Origin of the sequence: Pseudomonas sp. NPDC087342 (genome assembly GCF_044744265.1) — a bacterium.
GTDB classification, from domain to species: Bacteria; Pseudomonadota; Gammaproteobacteria; order Pseudomonadales; family Pseudomonadaceae; genus Aquipseudomonas; species Aquipseudomonas nunensis.
The window spans coordinates 1-14,617 of the sequence record NZ_JBIUXZ010000004.1; the positions used below are offsets into that span (position 1 = coordinate 1).

Genomic DNA, 14,617 nt, shown 5'->3' on the forward strand with positions numbered 1-14,617 from the left:
TCCGACGTGGGTAGCATCATCGAAGCCTTCGCTTCCGAGCACGCAATGGTCAAGGTCGGTACTGTTATCGATCCGGACATGCGCGACGAACTGCACGTGACCGTGGTTGCCACTGGTCTGGGCGCAAAAATCGAGAAGCCTGTGAAGGTTATCGACAACACCATGCACACGTCCGTGGCTTCGCAGCCGCAGCAACAAGCGCCTTCGCGTCAGGAAGCGCCTGCTGTGAACTACCGTGACCTGGACCGTCCGACCGTCATGCGCAACCAGGCTCAGGCCGGTGCTGCGACTGCCGCGAAGATGAATCCGCAAGACGATCTGGACTACCTGGACATCCCGGCATTCCTGCGTCGTCAGGCTGATTGATGGAATGTATCAGGGCTATGAAGGTGATTGGTGTTCAGCAAAGGTCTGGTCTGCTATTATCGCCAGCCTTTGTTGATACCAGTTCGCAATTTGCGCTGAAGCGGCCCAAGCCATGATTAAACAACGCACACTGAAAAATATTATCCGTGCCACAGGTGTAGGCCTGCACTCCGGGGAGAAGGTTTACCTGACCCTCAAGCCTGCACCTATCGACACCGGCATCGTGTTTGTTCGTGCCGATCTGGACCCTGTGGTGCAGATTCCTGCTCGCGCGGAAAACGTTGGCGAAACCACGATGTCGACCACGCTGGTCAACGGTGACGTCAAAGTGGATACGGTTGAGCACTTGCTCTCGGCCATGGCTGGCCTGGGCATCGATAACGCCTACGTCGAGCTCTCCGCGTCCGAAGTCCCGATCATGGATGGTAGCGCTGGACCTTTCGTATTCCTGATTCAATCGGCCGGCCTGGAAGAGCAGGACGCCGCCAAGAAGTTCATCCGGATCCTACGGGAAGTGACAGTGGAAGACGGCGACAAGCGCGCCACTTTCGTCCCTTTCGAAGGTTTCAAAGTGAGCTTCGAGATCGATTTCGATCACCCGGTTTTCCGTAACCGCACACAAAGTGCAAGCGTGGATTTTTCCAGTACTTCGTTCGTAAAAGAAGTCAGCCGCGCCCGTACCTTTGGTTTCATGAGTGATATCGAGTACCTGCGCAAGCACAACCTCGCACTCGGCGGCAGCGTTGAAAACGCTATTGTGGTCGACGCGGATGGTGTACTGAACGAAGACGGCCTTCGCTATGAAGACGAATTCGTGAAGCACAAGATCCTCGATGCAATTGGTGACCTCTACCTGCTGGGCAATAGCCTGATTGGTGAGTTCAAGGGCTTCAAGTCCGGACATGCATTGAACAACCAGCTGCTGCGCAAGTTGATTGAGCAGACAGATGCTTGGGAAGTCGTGACTTTCGAAGACGCCAGCACTGCACCGATCTCTTACATGCGTCCTGTTGCGGCCGTGTAAGCAAAAACCTCTCTAGTTTTTAAAGGCTGCCTTCGGGTGGCCTTTTTTTATGCCTCGGTTTCTTTGCCAGCCGTGGTGGCCCCTTCGCGGGCAAGCCTCGCTCCTACAGGGCAAACGCAAACCCGTAGGAGCGAGGCTTGCCCGCGAAGAGGCCAGTCGCCGCCACGCAAATCTCAACCAGCCGCAACCACCCGATTCCGCCCCCCTTCCTTGGCCTGATACAACGCCTTGTCCGCCACAAACAACAATTGCTCCAGGCTGATCTCGCTCGCAGTGGTCCAGGTACTGATCCCGATACTGACAGTCATCGGCAACGCTGCACCCGCCACCAACGGCAATTGCTCCACGGCCACACGGATGGTTTCGGCGATCTGCTGCGCCCCCGCGCCATCGGTTTCCGCCAGGATCACCGAAAACTCTTCTCCGCCGTAACGGGCAGCCAGGTCCGCCGGTCGTCGGACGTGGGCACTGATGACTTTGGCCAACGAGCGCAGCGCTTCGTCGCCGGCCTGATGGCCATGGCGATCGTTGAACGCTTTGAAATGGTCAGCATCGATCATCAACACCGATAACGGCATGCCGGAACGCTGTGCGCGAAACCATTCGTGGCGCAGGGCCTGATCCAGCATTCGGCGGTTGGCCAGCCCCGTCAACGCATCGGTAGCGGCCAGTTGTGTCAGCTCGTGCTCGGCGGTGTGACGCCGGCGCAATTCCCGGCGCAGCGACCACGTCAGCCACAGCAGGCTCACGCACAGGGCAAGCGTTGCCGAGCTGACCACCACCGCAGTGCGCTTCCAGGCTGCAAAGACTTCATCGCTGGACAGCGCAACGATGACGATCAACGGCAAATTTCCGACCTTGGAGAAGGTGTACAGGCGCTCGTCACGGTATCGATCGGAAATGCTGGTGAAGCTGCCGTTGCCTTCTTTGACGATGCGCTGGAAATTCGGGCGGTTACTGAAATCCTTGCCGATCAGTTCTTCGGCCAGGCGTGGTTGCTGGGCCAGGAGAATCCCGTTCTTGCTGATCAGATTGACCGTGCTGTCGCGGCCGATGCTCAAACCGTTGAACAACTGATCGAAGTAACTCAGACGCATGGCGGCTTCGGCGACCCCCAGAAACTCATCCTTGGAGCCGCTTACCCGTCGACTGAAGCTGATACGCCAATCCTGGTCGGGTGACCTGGCTCTGAAGGGAGGGCTGATGAACATGCCCGGGTCCGGGTTGTTTACGTGAGACTGGAAGTATTCGCGGTCGGCGTAGTTGCCTTGCCTGGGTTCCACCGAAGCCGAGTCGGCGATCACGTCGCCCTTGTTGTCGAGCAACAAAATGTTGCCCTTGTACGGCGCGGCAGTGGCGCGATCGAAATAGGCCAGATGGCGAATGGCTGGAGACACGCTTTTGAGATCGTCTCGCTGGTAGGCAGCGATCAAACCCAGCAGGGACAAATCATAGAGTTCGACATTGCGCAGCACGTCGGCGTCGATCAATTGCACGATGTTGCTGGCGGCGCGGGCGGCGGACAATTCAGCGTTGGCGCGCTCACGGATCAGCAGGAAGGTCACGATGCTGAGTATCGCAATCACCAACAACACACTGCCGAGAACAAGAAGTCGCTCCGATCGTGTCGAGCCGACCGGATCTAGAGATTTCATACTGCTCACACTCATGGTTCTGACTTCTGCAAATAAGGCGTTATGAAAGTTTTTTACAAGAGTTGGGCAGAGTCCCAGAAACCGGTCGCGTCCAGAGCGCTTGTATAAATGCCAGATAAAAAAAAGGCCAGCAAAACATGCTGGCCTATTGCTTAGTAAAGCTTAGAAGACATTCAGTGGGTAGTCGACGATCACGCGGTATTCATCGGTGTCCTGATCCAGCGCGCCGTAGCCATTGCCGCCACGGTTGGTCGCCCATTGCAGGCGCAGCGCCAAGTCCTTGGCCTTGCCGCCCTGGACCACATATTTCAAATCAATATCCCGTTCCCAGTGCTTGGCGTGTTTGCCGTCGGCGCTGTACCACGAGGCGTAGCCTTTGCTCTCTGGATCAACCTTGGTCAGGTCCGTTTCACCCCGGGAGTAGGAAACTGCCGATGTCAGGCCGGGCAGGCCGAGACCGACGAAATCGTAGGCGTACTTGAGTTTCCACGAGCGCTCGTTCGGGCCGTTGAAGTCCGAGTACTGCTGGGAGTTGTCGAGGTAAATGCTGTCGCCCTGGCTGATGTAGTCGAACGGCGTATTGCCGTTGACCCGTTGATACGCGGCGGTAACGCTGTGATTGCCCACGCCGACGGTGAAATGCAGGCTGTAGGTGTTGTTGTCGATGTTGCCCAGCAGCGCATCGCCGGTGTCTTGCGTGTGATAGAAGTGCAAGCCGGGGTTCAGGCTGACCAGATCATTCACTTGATAGGTGTAATCCAGGTCGTAGTAGTACTGGTTCCAGATGTCCTTGAGCTCAGACGCATACAGGCTGCTGGTCAGCCCCGGCAAACCGCTCCAGGCCACGCCGGCCCAGTTCAGGTGCTGGCTTTCGTCGCCGTCGGCGAGGCTGCCATAGGACGTGCCGATCCGGGTGTGGCCGCTCTGGTTGTAAGGCTTGGTGAAACTGGCCTGCCCACCTTCGATCAGGAAATCGTCGAAACTGTGGTTGGTCAGGCTGACGCCACGAAAGGTCTGGGGCAGCATGCGGCTCTCGCCACCGGCGATCACCGGGTTGGTGAGAAACAGGTCGCCGGCCTTCAGTTCAGTGTCAAAGGCGCGCATTTTCAGCGTGCCGCCGCCAGTGGAGAACGAGCCCGGCGCTTTGCCGTTGCCGTCGCTGATCGGCAGGATGCTCGAATTGTCGGTGCCGCCACCGCCGTCGAGTTTCAGCCCGAGCATGGCGTGGGCGTCAATGCCGAAACCGACGGTGCCTTGGGTGAAACCGGATTCGAATTTACCGAGAAAACCCTGGCCCCATTCGATGTTGTCATCGGTGTGCTGGTGCCGGTTGCGGTTCATGTAGTAGTTGCGGGCGTTGAGGTTGAGGCTCGACCCTTCGACAAAACCTTCGCGGCTGGTGTCGTCGGCGGCCTGTGCAGTGGCGGCCATCGTTGCAGCGATTGCAATGAATAACGGGCTGAGTTTCAGAGAAAAAGACACGTGCGGTACAGCTCCTTTTGGGTCATTAACGTCAGTTCATGGATCGACGTTTTTTACTTCTTGTTAAGGGAGACGAAGTCGGACGTGTTTTCTGCACAATAAAAAAAGCCGCTGATAGCAGCGGCTTTGAAGACAACTTTTCAAAGGGAAGAGCCGATGAAAAGTGTCGAGGGAAACGGAGCAATACGCGGGATCAGCTGTCTTTCTCAACCTGCTGGCGGGCTGCAGAAGTGGACGCTTGAGGGGTTTGCTCGGCATCGTGCGCTTTGGCAGTCATCTCTTCCTGGGCCTGTTCGAACGCTTTGGCCCGCGCAACATTGTGCGCGACAAAGGCTGGCGACTCTTCAGCCATGGCGACTGGGGACAGGAACAAGGCGGACAAAACGAAAGCGCTGGCAATACCCATAGTGTTGGACATCTTTAAAACCTTCTTGCTTGGCAAGTGCTGTTTGGTGCGCCAAGGTTAAGGTTCGAGGACGATGGGAAACAGAGCTGATTTCAGAAAGGACTATTGCGTGGGAGGCAATAGTAACCGGTGCGCCGCAAACCCGTAGCAGCTGGCGAAGCCTGCGTCCGGCTGCGCAGCAGTCGTTAAATCATGCGCCCGTTTCTTTCTGGTAGATCGCGTGTACAGGGTTTACGACTGCTGCGCAGCCGGACGCAGGCTTCGCCAGCTGCTACAGGGCCGCGTTGAGTCAGACGGGGAGGTGGATGCCGAACGTATTCATCCCATGATCACTGCGCACAAACACGTCGCCGCCATGCATCAGCGCAATCGCTTTCACAATTGCCAGCCCCAGCCCATGGTTATTCCCGCTGTTGCTGCGTGACGCATCCACCCTATAAAACCGTTCGAACAGCCGTGGCAAATGCTCGCTGGCAATCGGTGACCCAGGATTGGCCACACCAATACTCACTTGATGCTCCGCCACCTCGATCCGAACCTCGATCACCTGCCCAGGCTCGGTGTGTTGCACCGCATTGCTCAGCAGATTGATCAACGCCCGGCGCAGATGCGCGATTTCGATCCGCACCTGCGCATCACCGCTGACCTGCACCTGCACCTGCGCGTCTTCCAGAATGAAATCCAGATACTCCAACGTCGTGGCCACCTCATCGGCCAGCGACGTGGAGGTCAGTTTGGTCGCCTTGCTGCCCTGGTCGGCGCTGGCCAGGAACAACATGTCATTGATGATCGAGCGCAGCCGTTCCAGTTCTTCGAGGTTCGATTGCAGCACTTCGAAATAATGTTCCGCCGAACGGCCACGTGTGAGCGCCACTTGGGTCTGGCCAATCAGATTAGTCAGCGGCGAGCGCAGTTCATGGGCGACGTCGGCGTTGAACGATTCCAGCCGCGAATAAGCCTGTTCGACCCGCTCCAGTGTCGAGTTGAACGAGCTGACAAACTGATCAAGCTCCGGCGGCAACGGCGACAGGCGCAACCGCCCCGAACGCAACGGCGGCGCCAGGCGCTGGGCTTCCTGGGACAACTTGATCAACGGCTTGAGCCCGATCCGCGCCACCCAGTAACCGAGTGCCGAGGCCAGCAATACGCCGATGATCGCCAGGCTGATCAGGGCGATCAGCAAGTGATGCTGAGTCTGTAGAAACGTCTCGGTGTCGATGCCGATCATAAAGCGCAATGGCGGGCGCTGATCCTTGGCCGGGAACTGACTGACCAAGACTTTCAGCGGGTAGTCATGATCCGGCAGTTGCATATCCCGCCGGCCCAGCGGTCCTTCGGCGAAGGCGCGGATCTGCGGGGTGATGTTGCCGTATTCGTACTGCGGATCGCCGCTGATAATCCAGAAGCTGATGCGCTTGTCTTCTTCGCCGAGCAACTTGAGCTTGTTGTTGATCTTCACCCAATGCTCGGGTGTGCCGTAACGCCCGACCGTGGATTCGAGCACGCTGTAGCGCGCATCCAGCTCGGCTTCGGGCAACAGGCCCAGGCCTTTGTCGACCTGCTGGTACAAAGCCCAGCCGATCAACAGAAACACCAGCAGTGCCACCAGCGTGAACATCCCGCTTAGGCGCAGCGCAATCGAGTTACTGGACACCACGGCTCTCCAGCACATAACCCATGCCACGAATCGTGTGCAGCAGTTTCTCGTCGAACGGCCCGTCGAGCTTGGCCCGCAGACGTTTGATCGCGACTTCGACAACGTTGGCGTCGCTGTCGAAATTGATGTCCCAGACCATCTCGGCAATCGCGGTTTTGGAGAGGATTTCACCCTGGCGCCGGGCCAATACGCTGAGCAGCGAGAACTCCTTGGCGGTCAGGTCCAGGCGTGTGCCGGCGCGGGTGGCCTTGCGGCTGATCAAATCGATCCACAGGTCGGCGATGCTGACTTGCACCGGTTCATGGCCGCCGCTGCGTCGGGTCAACGCTTGCAGGCGTGCCACCAGTTCCAGGAAGGAAAAAGGTTTGCCGAGGTAATCGTCGGCGCCATCGCGCAGGCCCTTGATGCGGTCTTCGACACGCTCGCGGGCGGTGAGCATGATCACCGGGGTTTGTTTGCGTGCGCGCAAGGCTCGCAGCACGCCGAAGCCATCGAGGCCCGGCAACATGACGTCGAGGATGATCACCGCGTAGTCGCTTTCCAGCGCCAGGTGCAGGCCTTCGACGCCGTCCCGCGCCAGGTCCACGGTGTAACCCTGTTCCGTCAGGCCGCGGTGCAGATAGTCCGCGGTTTTTTCTTCATCTTCGATAATCAGAACGCGCATGACCCCGCCTCAGTCTGTGGTCGCCAGTGCCGGCAGTGGCTCTGGCGCTGGTTTGGGCCGATGGAAAAGCCGCTCAAGCCACAAGTATATGACCGGCGTAGTAAACAGCGTCAGCGCCTGACTCACCAGCAAGCCGCCGACTACCGCAATCCCCAATGGCTGGCGCAGTTCGGCGCCGGTGCCGTAGCCGAGCATCAGCGGCAAGGCGCCGAGCAGGGCGGCGAGGGTGGTCATGATGATCGGCCGGAACCGCGTGATACACGCCTGGAAAATCGCCTCTTCCGGTGGCAAGCCACCCTTGCGCTGGGCCTCGAGGGCGAAGTCGATCATCAGGATGCCGTTTTTCTTCACGATACCGATCAGCAGCACCAAACCGATCAACGCCATGATCGAAAAGTCCTGGCCCCAGATCCACAGCATGATCACCGCACCGAGACCGGCTGAGGGCAAGGTCGAAATAATGGTCAGCGGATGCACGAAGCTCTCATAGAGCACGCCGAGAATGATGTACACCGCCACCAGCGCCGCCAGAATCAGCCACGGTTGGCTGGCCAGCGAACTCTGGAACGCCTGGGCCGCGCCCTGGAAGTTGCCGCTGATCGCCGCTGGCATACCGATCTCGGCCTTGGCCTGGTTGAGCAGAATTACCGCATCACCCAACGCGACGCCGGGCGCCAGGTTGAACGACAGGTTGGCCGCCGGGAACATCCCGTCGTGGGCGATGGACAATGGGCCAATGGTCGGCGCATCGAACTTCGCCAGCGCCGACAACGGCACCATCTCCCCGCTCAACGGCGAGCGCAGGTAGAAATAATTCAGGCTTTCAGCCTTGCCGCGCTGCTTGGTGTCCAGTTCCAGAATCACGTTGTACTGGTTGATCTGGGTCTGGAATTCATTGATTTGCCGCTGGCCGAAGGCGTCGTACAGCGCCTCGTCGACATCACTGGCAGTCAGCCCAAAACGCGCCGCCGCGCTGCGGTCGATGCTGATGTGGGTGATGCTGCCGCCCAGTTGCAAGTCGTTGGAAATATCGCGGAACGCCGGGTTGGTGCGCAGTTTTTCCGTCAGACGCTGGGTCCAGGTGCTGAGTGTCGGGCCGTCGTTGCTCTTGAGTACGTATTGATACTGCGCACGGCTCGGGCCGGAGCTGAGGTTGATGTCCTGGCCGGCGCGCAGGTACAGCACGATGCCGGGGACTTTCATCAGTTGCGGGCGAATCCGGTCGATGAACTGGCTGGCCGAGACATCCCGGTCGCCGCGTTTTTTCAGGGCGATCCAGAACCGGCCGTTAGCGATGGTCTGGTTGCTGCCCGAGACGCCCACCGAGTGGGAAAACGCCTGTACCGCCGGATCCGCCGCGACGATTTCCGCCATCGCCAGGTGTTTTTTCACCATGTCACCGTAGGAAATATCTGCAGCCGCTTCGGTAGTGCCAAGGACGAAACCCGTGTCCTGGACCGGGAAGAAGCCTTTGGGGATGAAGATGTAACCGGCGATGGCCAGGCACAACGACAGGCAGAACACGCCAATCATGGTTTTCTGATGGGCGAGGGCGCGGCGCAGGTATTTTTCATAACCGGCCAGCAAGCGATCACCAAAGGTCTTTTTGCTGTGGGCGTGATGCACCGGCGCACGCATAAACAGCGCGGCCAGGGTCGGCGCGAGGGTCAGGGACACCACCACCGAAATCATGATGGTCGAGGTGGCGGTCAGGGCGAATTCTTTAAACAACCGCCCAACCACACCGCCCATGAACAGCAGCGGGATAAACGCGGCGACCAGCGAGAAACTGATCGAGACCACGGTGAAACCGATCTCGCCGGCGCCTTTGATCGCCGCCTCGCGCATGCCGTCGCCGGCCTCCAAATGGCGGTGAATGTTCTCCACCACCACGATCGCATCGTCCACCACAAACCCCACGGCCACCACGATCGCCACGAGGGTCAGGTTGTTCAGGCTGAAGCCCATGATGTACATCAGGGCGAAACTGGCGGTCAGCGACACGCCCAGTACGGCGGACACAATCATGGTCGCCGACCACTGGCGCAGGAACAGCGCCATCACCGCGACCACGAGCATGATCGCGATCAACAGGGTGATTTCCACTTCGTGCAAGGAGGCGCGAATGGTCTGGGTGCGGTCGATCAACACCTTGACCTGCACCGAGGCCGGCAGCATCGCTTCAAGGCCCGGCAGGGCGGCTTGAATACGATCCACCGTCTCGACGATGTTTGCTCCCGGTTGCCGGGAGATCACCAGGTTCACACCGGGTTGATCACCGGCCCACGCCTGGACGTAGGCATCTTCCGAACCGTTGACGACTTTGGCGACATCTTTCAGGTGAACCGGTGCACCGTCCTTGTAGGAAACGATGAGCTGGCTGTATTCGTCGGGATGGAACAATTGGTCGTTGGTGGACAGGGTCGAAATGCTCGACTCGCCGTACAACGCACCCTTGGCCAGGTTGAGGCTGGTCTGCTGGATCGCCAGGCGAATGTCGGCCAGGGTCAGGCCGATGGCGGCGAGTTTGTCGGCTGAGGCCTGAACGCGGATCGCCGGACGCTGCTGACCGGTGATGTTGATTTGGCCTACACCGTCGATCTGACTGATCTGACGCGAGAGCAGGGTTTCCACCAGGTCACTGAGTTCGGTGCCGGGCATTTGCGTCGAGCTGACACTCAGGATCAGCACCGGGCTGTCGGCCGGATTGACCTTCTTCCAGGTCGGCAGGGTCGGCATGTCCTTGGGCAGCTTGCCGGCGGCGGTGTTGATCGCGGCCTGGACTTCCTGCGCGGCGGTGTCGATGCTTTTATCGAGGGTGAATTGCAGGGTCAGCAGGCTCGAACCCAAGGCACTGCTCGAGGTCATTTGGGTCATGCCGGGGATGGCGCTGAATTGCACTTCCAGCGGCGTGGCCACCGACGACGCCATGGTGTCCGGGCTGGCGCCGGGCAGTTGCGCATTCACCTGAATGGTCGGGAATTCCGCTTCCGGCAACGGCGCGATCGGCAGGCGCGGGAAGGCGATTACACCCAGCAGCACCAGGGCAAAGGTCAGCAGGATGGTGGCGACCGGGTGGTCGATGCACCACGCGGAGGGGCCTCTCATTGTTTAGGCTCCGCTTGCACCACTTGCGGCGGCTCCGTCAGCACTTGCACGGTCGAGCCGGGTTTGAGTCGCGACTGGCCATCGCTGACCAGCACGTCGCCGGGTTTGACCCCGGTAATGATGTCCTGGCCGCTGCCTTGGTAAACCATCTGCACTTGCACGGTTTCCACTTTGTCGCCTTTCACCCGGTACACGAAATGTTGATCGAGGCCCCGTTGTACGACGGTCGGCGGCACCACCAGCGCATCTTTATCCAGTGCTGTCTGAATCTTTACCGTCACCAATAGGCCGGGCCAGAGCTTCTGGTTCGGGTTGTTGAATTCGGCTTTGGCGCGGATGGTCCCGGTGTTGGCGTTGATCTGGTTGTCGATCAGGGTCAGGTGACCTTCGCCCAGCAGGTTGCCGGTTTCGCCATCGGTGTCGGCGCCGATGTAGGCCTTCACCTGCGCGCGTTGCGGATCGCCGATCAAGCCTTGCAGGGTCGGCAGCATTTGCTGAGGCAGGGAAAATTCCACGGCGATCGGGTCGATCTGCGTCACGGTGAACAAGCCTTGGGCGTCAGTCATGCGCAGGAAGTTGCCTTCGTCCACCGTACGAATACCGACGCGTCCGGTGACCGGTGAGCGAATCTGCGTGTAGGAAAGCTGCACCTGGGCGGCGTCGATGGATGCCTGATTGCCTTGGGCGGTGGCCTTGAGCTGGTTGACCAGGGCTTGTTGCTGGTCGTAAGTCTGCTTGGACACGCCATCATCGACGCTCAGTAGTTTGTAGCGCTTGAGGTTGACCAGCGCCACTTGCAGTTGGGCCTGACTTTCGCCCAATTGCGCACGGGCCTGATCGAGGCTGGCGCGGATCGAGCGGTCATCGATGGTGGCGAGCAAGTCGCCGGTCTTGACCAGTTGACCTTCCTTGACCAGCAATTTGGTGAGGATGCCGTCGATTTGTGGACGCACCACCACGCTGTGCAGGGACAACACCGAACCGATGCCGCTGACAAAGCGCGGAACATCTTTTGCGGAAACCGCGACGACGCGCACCGGAATGGCCGTCGGGGCCGCCAGTTTCGCGGTGGCCGGCTTGGTGGCGTACCACACGCCCAGCGCTGCCAGGACAATCAGAGGGGCTGCGATCAACGCGGATTTTTTCTGAATTCGCATGCGAGTGGGGCGCCGGGCTAGAGGGACGGGAATAAGGTCAGATTTTATACCTCCCCTTATAGCCCTGTTACCCGGTCAGCAAGGTGACTGCTAACTGACGGGGCTGTCAGTTTGGGATCAGCGGTTATGCAGATACACCGCATTATCGTTCTTCGCGGGCAAGCCTCGCTCCTACACAGGTACAGCGTCGTCCTTGTGGGAGCGAGGCTTGCCCGCGAAGGCGTCAGTCCAGCCAGCACAAGACTGACAGACCGACTACTTGTCGCCTGAATCTCACCGCTTGCAGCTTGCCGCCCTCGACACGGGTATACTGCCGCCTTTCGCGGCCCATCCACCGGGCCCGACTCTTTGTGCATCACCCGGAGCTTTCATGACTTCCCCGACACAACCGCCGGTCGCCGACGCTTTGAGCGACGACCAGGCAGACCTGCCAGACAGCGTCGACTCCAGCGCAGACAGCGAAACCAAAGCCGCAATCCCGGCATTCAAGTTTCCGTTCAAACCGGGCGAACTGGCTGCCGCCAAGAATGCCAGCCAGCCTTGGTACAAAAACGGCGCCAAGAATGGCCACACCAAGACCCCTGGCGCAGCGCCACCGGGTACTCGTCGTTCGATGGGCAAACGCTGACCGTCAGCCAGTTTGAAAAAAGCCCTTCTGAAATCGAGACTGTTCCCACAAGGATGAGCGATTCGTCCTCTGGGAAAGTCAGTGGCCACTCGTCGAAGATTCATCTCCGTGAATTCCTCGACGAAGGCCATCGAAATGCCCCTGCTGAAAATCCTCTCTGTCCTGTCGCTGATGGTCCTGACCACCGGTTGTGTATCGTCTGCGGTCGAGCCACAAATCCGTCCTCCCAGCTATTTTCTCAATGACGAAGGCTTGCCATTTTCTGATGCCGTTCAGGTTGGCGAGACCATTTACCTGTCCGGCGTGCTCGGGCTGGGGGCGGATGGCGAGTTGGTGAAGGGCGGTATCGTCCCGCAAATGACGCAAACAATGGAGAACCTGCGCAGCGCATTGCAACGCAGCGGTTCGTCCCTGTCCCACGTGGCCAAATGCACGGTCATACTGGCTGATATCAAGGATTTCAGCGCAATGAATACGGTGTATCGGCGCTACTTTCCGGCGGATCGCTTGCCGGCGCGCACGACGTTTGTCGCCAAGGCGTTGGTGCTGGATGCACGGGTTGAAGTCGAATGCCAGGCGGTTGCTGCTCGCTGATTCGGAATCTGCGTTGTCTGTGCCGGCTTCTTCGCGAGCAAGCCCGCTCCCACAGGGGAATGCAATTTAATGCGGGAGCGAGCCTGCTCGCGAAGGGGCCATCACAGACAACGCATCCCTCGGATCAAGCCGCCCGTAACGAAATAAACGCATAGTTCAGCGCGGCTTCAGTCGCCACTTCAGCCCCGGCCGCCAGGACTTGCCCGGCAATGTCCTCGCCCGAGACATGAAACAGCCATTCACCGTCCGGTGCTTCCAATGGCTGCGCCACCACTTGATCGATCACCGAAGCAAAGGCGCCCATCTCCGGCAGATAAGCGGTAAAGCCGTCACCCTTCAGCGCGGTGGTTCGAATTCCCAAGAGCCCGCAAATCGCATCCTTGGCCTGAACCTCATCGCGATCCGCCTGGCGCGAGCGCTGGATCAGCGTGACCAGTTCCTGATCAACCAACTCGCCGCCCACAATCAGGTCCGGCCCTTGTTCCCACGACTCGGGCGGGCATTCTTTTACCGCCGGGTTGAGGGGGATGTGCGGATTGATTTCCATCGGGTAGATGCGGCACACCAGCGGCCGGCGTTCGTAGATGCGACAGAGGTTGTCTTCGTCAAGATTCCGGCAGGGGCCGACATTGTAGGCGGCGAAAGTGATCGCCACGTAGGCCTCGGTCGCGCCGCTACGAACCATCACCGACCGGCGTTCGGCGTGTTCCCGTTGCAACAGAGGCAAGCCCAGGCCATTGCCCAGGAAGCCTTCCACCAGCACGATCACCTGACCGCCATCGTTCGCCCACATGCGGGCTTCCGTCAGGGTCAGGGGTACGTGGTGGTCGTTGCAGCATTTGCCGCAACCTACGCAGGAAAACGTCGTGTTCATTGATTGACCGGTCGCATGTGAGGGCGTGAAAGGGCGACAGAAAGCCACCGCACAGGTCAGCGTCGAAGCAAGTTATGCGCCACTCACGGCTTTTTGGCGGTGGGGCGGATGGAGTCCCATTCAGTGACGTAGGCGGTTTTGCTCTTCTTGTTGTAGAGGCAAAGCTCGGTACCTTGCTGGCCCTTCATGTGTTTTTGCGGGTATTGGCCTTGCAGCAGGAGGGCGGTGTAGCCGACGCGGTCGTCGAATTGTGCGGCGTTGCCGACGGGCTTGGCGTCTTTCAAGCCGCTGGCTTTGGTGCAACTGGTGAGGACGGCTTTGTCGTAAGCGGCCCAGGCGTCGGGGCTGGAGGCGTGGGCCTGGGTGGCGAGGGCGGTGAGGCTGAGGAAGAGCAGGGTGGTGGCTTTCATGGAAATGGGCATCCTTGGTGTGTTGGCCAAGGTTGGAGTATGCCTGATGGTTGTGGGGTGTTTGTGTCGGCCTCTTCGCGGGCAAGCCTCGCTCCTACAGGGGACGCGCTGTCAGGCGGGAACCGGCTCCCGGCGTACCACCCGCATTCCGGCGCTTTCGTACAATCGCTGCGCCCGAAGGTTGTCTTCCAGCACCTTTAAATCGACGAACCCTTCGCGGCGCTGCTGAAACGCTTTGAAAGCATTCAGCAGTAAGGCGCGGCCGAGTCCGAGGCCTTGGGCGCGGGGATGCACCACCAGGTTCTTGATGTAGGCGCTGGTCCAGCACTGGCACACGCCGATAATTCCTTCGGCGTCGAGGGCGATGAAGCACAGGCTCGGATCATATTCAGGATCGGTTTCAAAGCGTCGCTGCCAGACGTCCAGCGCCGGCACGCGACCGCCGCCCTCGCGATAACCCAGTTCCATCAGCCGGTGAACGGTTTCGGCGAGTTCGGGGCGGTATTGGCGCAGTTCGATACCGGTTGGCCAGGTGATGGCCGGCACAGCCTCCGCGAGGTTGCGCCGCATCAGGAAGCAAAAGTCCTCGGCC

12 protein-coding genes and 2 pseudogenes are annotated in these 14,617 nt (G+C 59.5%); 4 read left to right on the forward strand and 10 right to left on the reverse strand.

Annotated features, from left to right (window positions below; all coding sequences use genetic code 11):
• Positions 1-366: pseudogene (locus tag ACIOYV_RS12390) on the forward strand (cell division protein FtsZ); the annotation flags it as partial.
• 112 nt (positions 367-478) lie between these two features.
• Positions 479-1,390: a UDP-3-O-acyl-N-acetylglucosamine deacetylase gene (gene lpxC / locus ACIOYV_RS12395; protein ID WP_054045542.1), complete on the forward strand. Its 912-nt coding sequence runs from the start codon at positions 479-481 to the stop codon at positions 1,388-1,390.
• A gap of 173 nt (positions 1,391-1,563) precedes the next feature.
• Here lpxC and ACIOYV_RS12400 read toward each other — a convergent pair whose 3' ends face one another.
• From ACIOYV_RS12400 to ACIOYV_RS12430, 7 genes are all read right to left on the reverse strand, one after another.
• Entirely contained in the window at positions 1,564-3,060 is a 1,497-nt protein-coding gene (locus ACIOYV_RS12400; protein WP_401324032.1) for a sensor domain-containing diguanylate cyclase, read from the reverse strand.
• Positions 3,061-3,207: 147 nt separating this feature from the next.
• Positions 3,208-4,476 carry an OprD family porin gene (locus ACIOYV_RS12405; RefSeq protein WP_401324396.1) on the reverse strand — a complete coding sequence of 423 codons (1,269 nt, stop codon included), beginning with the start codon at positions 4,474-4,476 and terminating at the stop codon, positions 3,208-3,210.
• A gap of 244 nt (positions 4,477-4,720) precedes the next feature.
• Positions 4,721-4,945 carry a hypothetical protein gene (locus ACIOYV_RS12410; protein ID WP_054045535.1) on the reverse strand — a complete coding sequence of 75 codons (225 nt, stop codon included), beginning with the start codon at positions 4,943-4,945 and terminating at the stop codon, positions 4,721-4,723.
• A gap of 277 nt (positions 4,946-5,222) precedes the next feature.
• Entirely contained in the window at positions 5,223-6,587 is a 1,365-nt protein-coding gene (locus ACIOYV_RS12415; protein WP_163912073.1) for a heavy metal sensor histidine kinase, read from the reverse strand.
• A complete protein-coding gene (locus ACIOYV_RS12420) occupies positions 6,577-7,254 on the reverse strand; it encodes a heavy metal response regulator transcription factor (RefSeq protein WP_054045531.1) in 678 nt (225 codons plus the stop codon). Before ACIOYV_RS12420 ends, ACIOYV_RS12415 begins: the two co-directional genes overlap by 11 nt.
• 9 nt (positions 7,255-7,263) lie before the next feature.
• Positions 7,264-10,362 carry a multidrug efflux RND transporter permease subunit gene (locus ACIOYV_RS12425; RefSeq protein WP_054045529.1) on the reverse strand — a complete coding sequence of 1,033 codons (3,099 nt, stop codon included), beginning with the start codon at positions 10,360-10,362 and terminating at the stop codon, positions 7,264-7,266.
• Positions 10,359-11,519, reverse strand: a complete 1,161-nt coding sequence (locus ACIOYV_RS12430) for an efflux RND transporter periplasmic adaptor subunit (protein ID WP_054613563.1) — start codon at positions 11,517-11,519, stop codon at positions 10,359-10,361. Before ACIOYV_RS12430 ends, ACIOYV_RS12425 begins: the two co-directional genes overlap by 4 nt.
• A 370-nt stretch (positions 11,520-11,889) precedes the next feature.
• Between ACIOYV_RS12430 and ACIOYV_RS12435 the strand changes: the two genes are divergently transcribed.
• Together ACIOYV_RS12435 and ACIOYV_RS12440 are read left to right on the forward strand one after the other, a co-directional pair.
• Positions 11,890-12,147: a hypothetical protein gene (locus ACIOYV_RS12435; protein WP_007905458.1), complete on the forward strand. Its 258-nt coding sequence runs from the start codon at positions 11,890-11,892 to the stop codon at positions 12,145-12,147.
• Positions 12,148-12,372: 225 nt separating this feature from the next.
• Positions 12,373-12,741, forward strand: a pseudogene (locus ACIOYV_RS12440) (RidA family protein); the annotation flags it as partial.
• 124 nt (positions 12,742-12,865) lie between these two features.
• Here the strand turns inward: ACIOYV_RS12440 and ACIOYV_RS12445 are convergent.
• The 3 genes from ACIOYV_RS12445 to ACIOYV_RS12455 form a co-directional block, all read right to left on the reverse strand.
• The gene (locus tag ACIOYV_RS12445) at positions 12,866-13,615 is read right to left on the reverse strand and encodes a YkgJ family cysteine cluster protein (protein ID WP_401324036.1); all 750 of its coding nucleotides are present in this window, start codon (positions 13,613-13,615) and stop codon (positions 12,866-12,868) included.
• Positions 13,616-13,698: 83 nt separating this feature from the next.
• Positions 13,699-14,025 (reverse strand): hypothetical protein, encoded by a 327-nt coding sequence (locus ACIOYV_RS12450; protein WP_401324038.1) that lies wholly within the window; start codon positions 14,023-14,025, stop codon positions 13,699-13,701.
• Positions 14,026-14,136: 111 nt separating this feature from the next.
• The gene (locus ACIOYV_RS12455; protein WP_401324397.1) at positions 14,137-14,595 is read right to left on the reverse strand and encodes a GNAT family N-acetyltransferase; all 459 of its coding nucleotides are present in this window, start codon (positions 14,593-14,595) and stop codon (positions 14,137-14,139) included.
• Between the last annotated feature and the right edge of the window lie 22 nt (positions 14,596-14,617).

Excerpts from the sequence above, each read along its gene's own strand:
- ACIOYV_RS12425 (WP_054045529.1), bottom strand. The coding sequence starts at position 10,362 with ATGAGAGGCCCCTCCGCGTGGTGCATCGACCACCCGGTCGCCACCATC.
- ACIOYV_RS12405 (WP_401324396.1), bottom strand. The coding sequence starts at position 4,476 with ATGGCCGCCACTGCACAGGCCGCCGACGACACCAGCCGCGAAGGTTTT.
- ACIOYV_RS12430 (WP_054613563.1), bottom strand. The coding sequence starts at position 11,519 with ATGCGAATTCAGAAAAAATCCGCGTTGATCGCAGCCCCTCTGATTGTC.
- ACIOYV_RS12420 (WP_054045531.1), bottom strand. The coding sequence starts at position 7,254 with ATGCGCGTTCTGATTATCGAAGATGAAGAAAAAACCGCGGACTATCTG.
- ACIOYV_RS12445 (WP_401324036.1), bottom strand. The coding sequence starts at position 13,615 with ATGAACACGACGTTTTCCTGCGTAGGTTGCGGCAAATGCTGCAACGAC.
- ACIOYV_RS12435 (WP_007905458.1), top strand. The coding sequence starts at position 11,890 with ATGACTTCCCCGACACAACCGCCGGTCGCCGACGCTTTGAGCGACGAC.
- ACIOYV_RS12450 (WP_401324038.1), bottom strand. The coding sequence starts at position 14,025 with ATGAAAGCCACCACCCTGCTCTTCCTCAGCCTCACCGCCCTCGCCACC.
- ACIOYV_RS12455 (WP_401324397.1), bottom strand. The coding sequence starts at position 14,595 with ATGCGGCGCAACCTCGCGGAGGCTGTGCCGGCCATCACCTGGCCAACC.
- lpxC (WP_054045542.1), top strand. The coding sequence starts at position 479 with ATGATTAAACAACGCACACTGAAAAATATTATCCGTGCCACAGGTGTA.
- ACIOYV_RS12400 (WP_401324032.1), bottom strand. The coding sequence starts at position 3,060 with ATGAGTGTGAGCAGTATGAAATCTCTAGATCCGGTCGGCTCGACACGA.
- ACIOYV_RS12410 (WP_054045535.1), bottom strand. The coding sequence starts at position 4,945 with ATGTCCAACACTATGGGTATTGCCAGCGCTTTCGTTTTGTCCGCCTTG.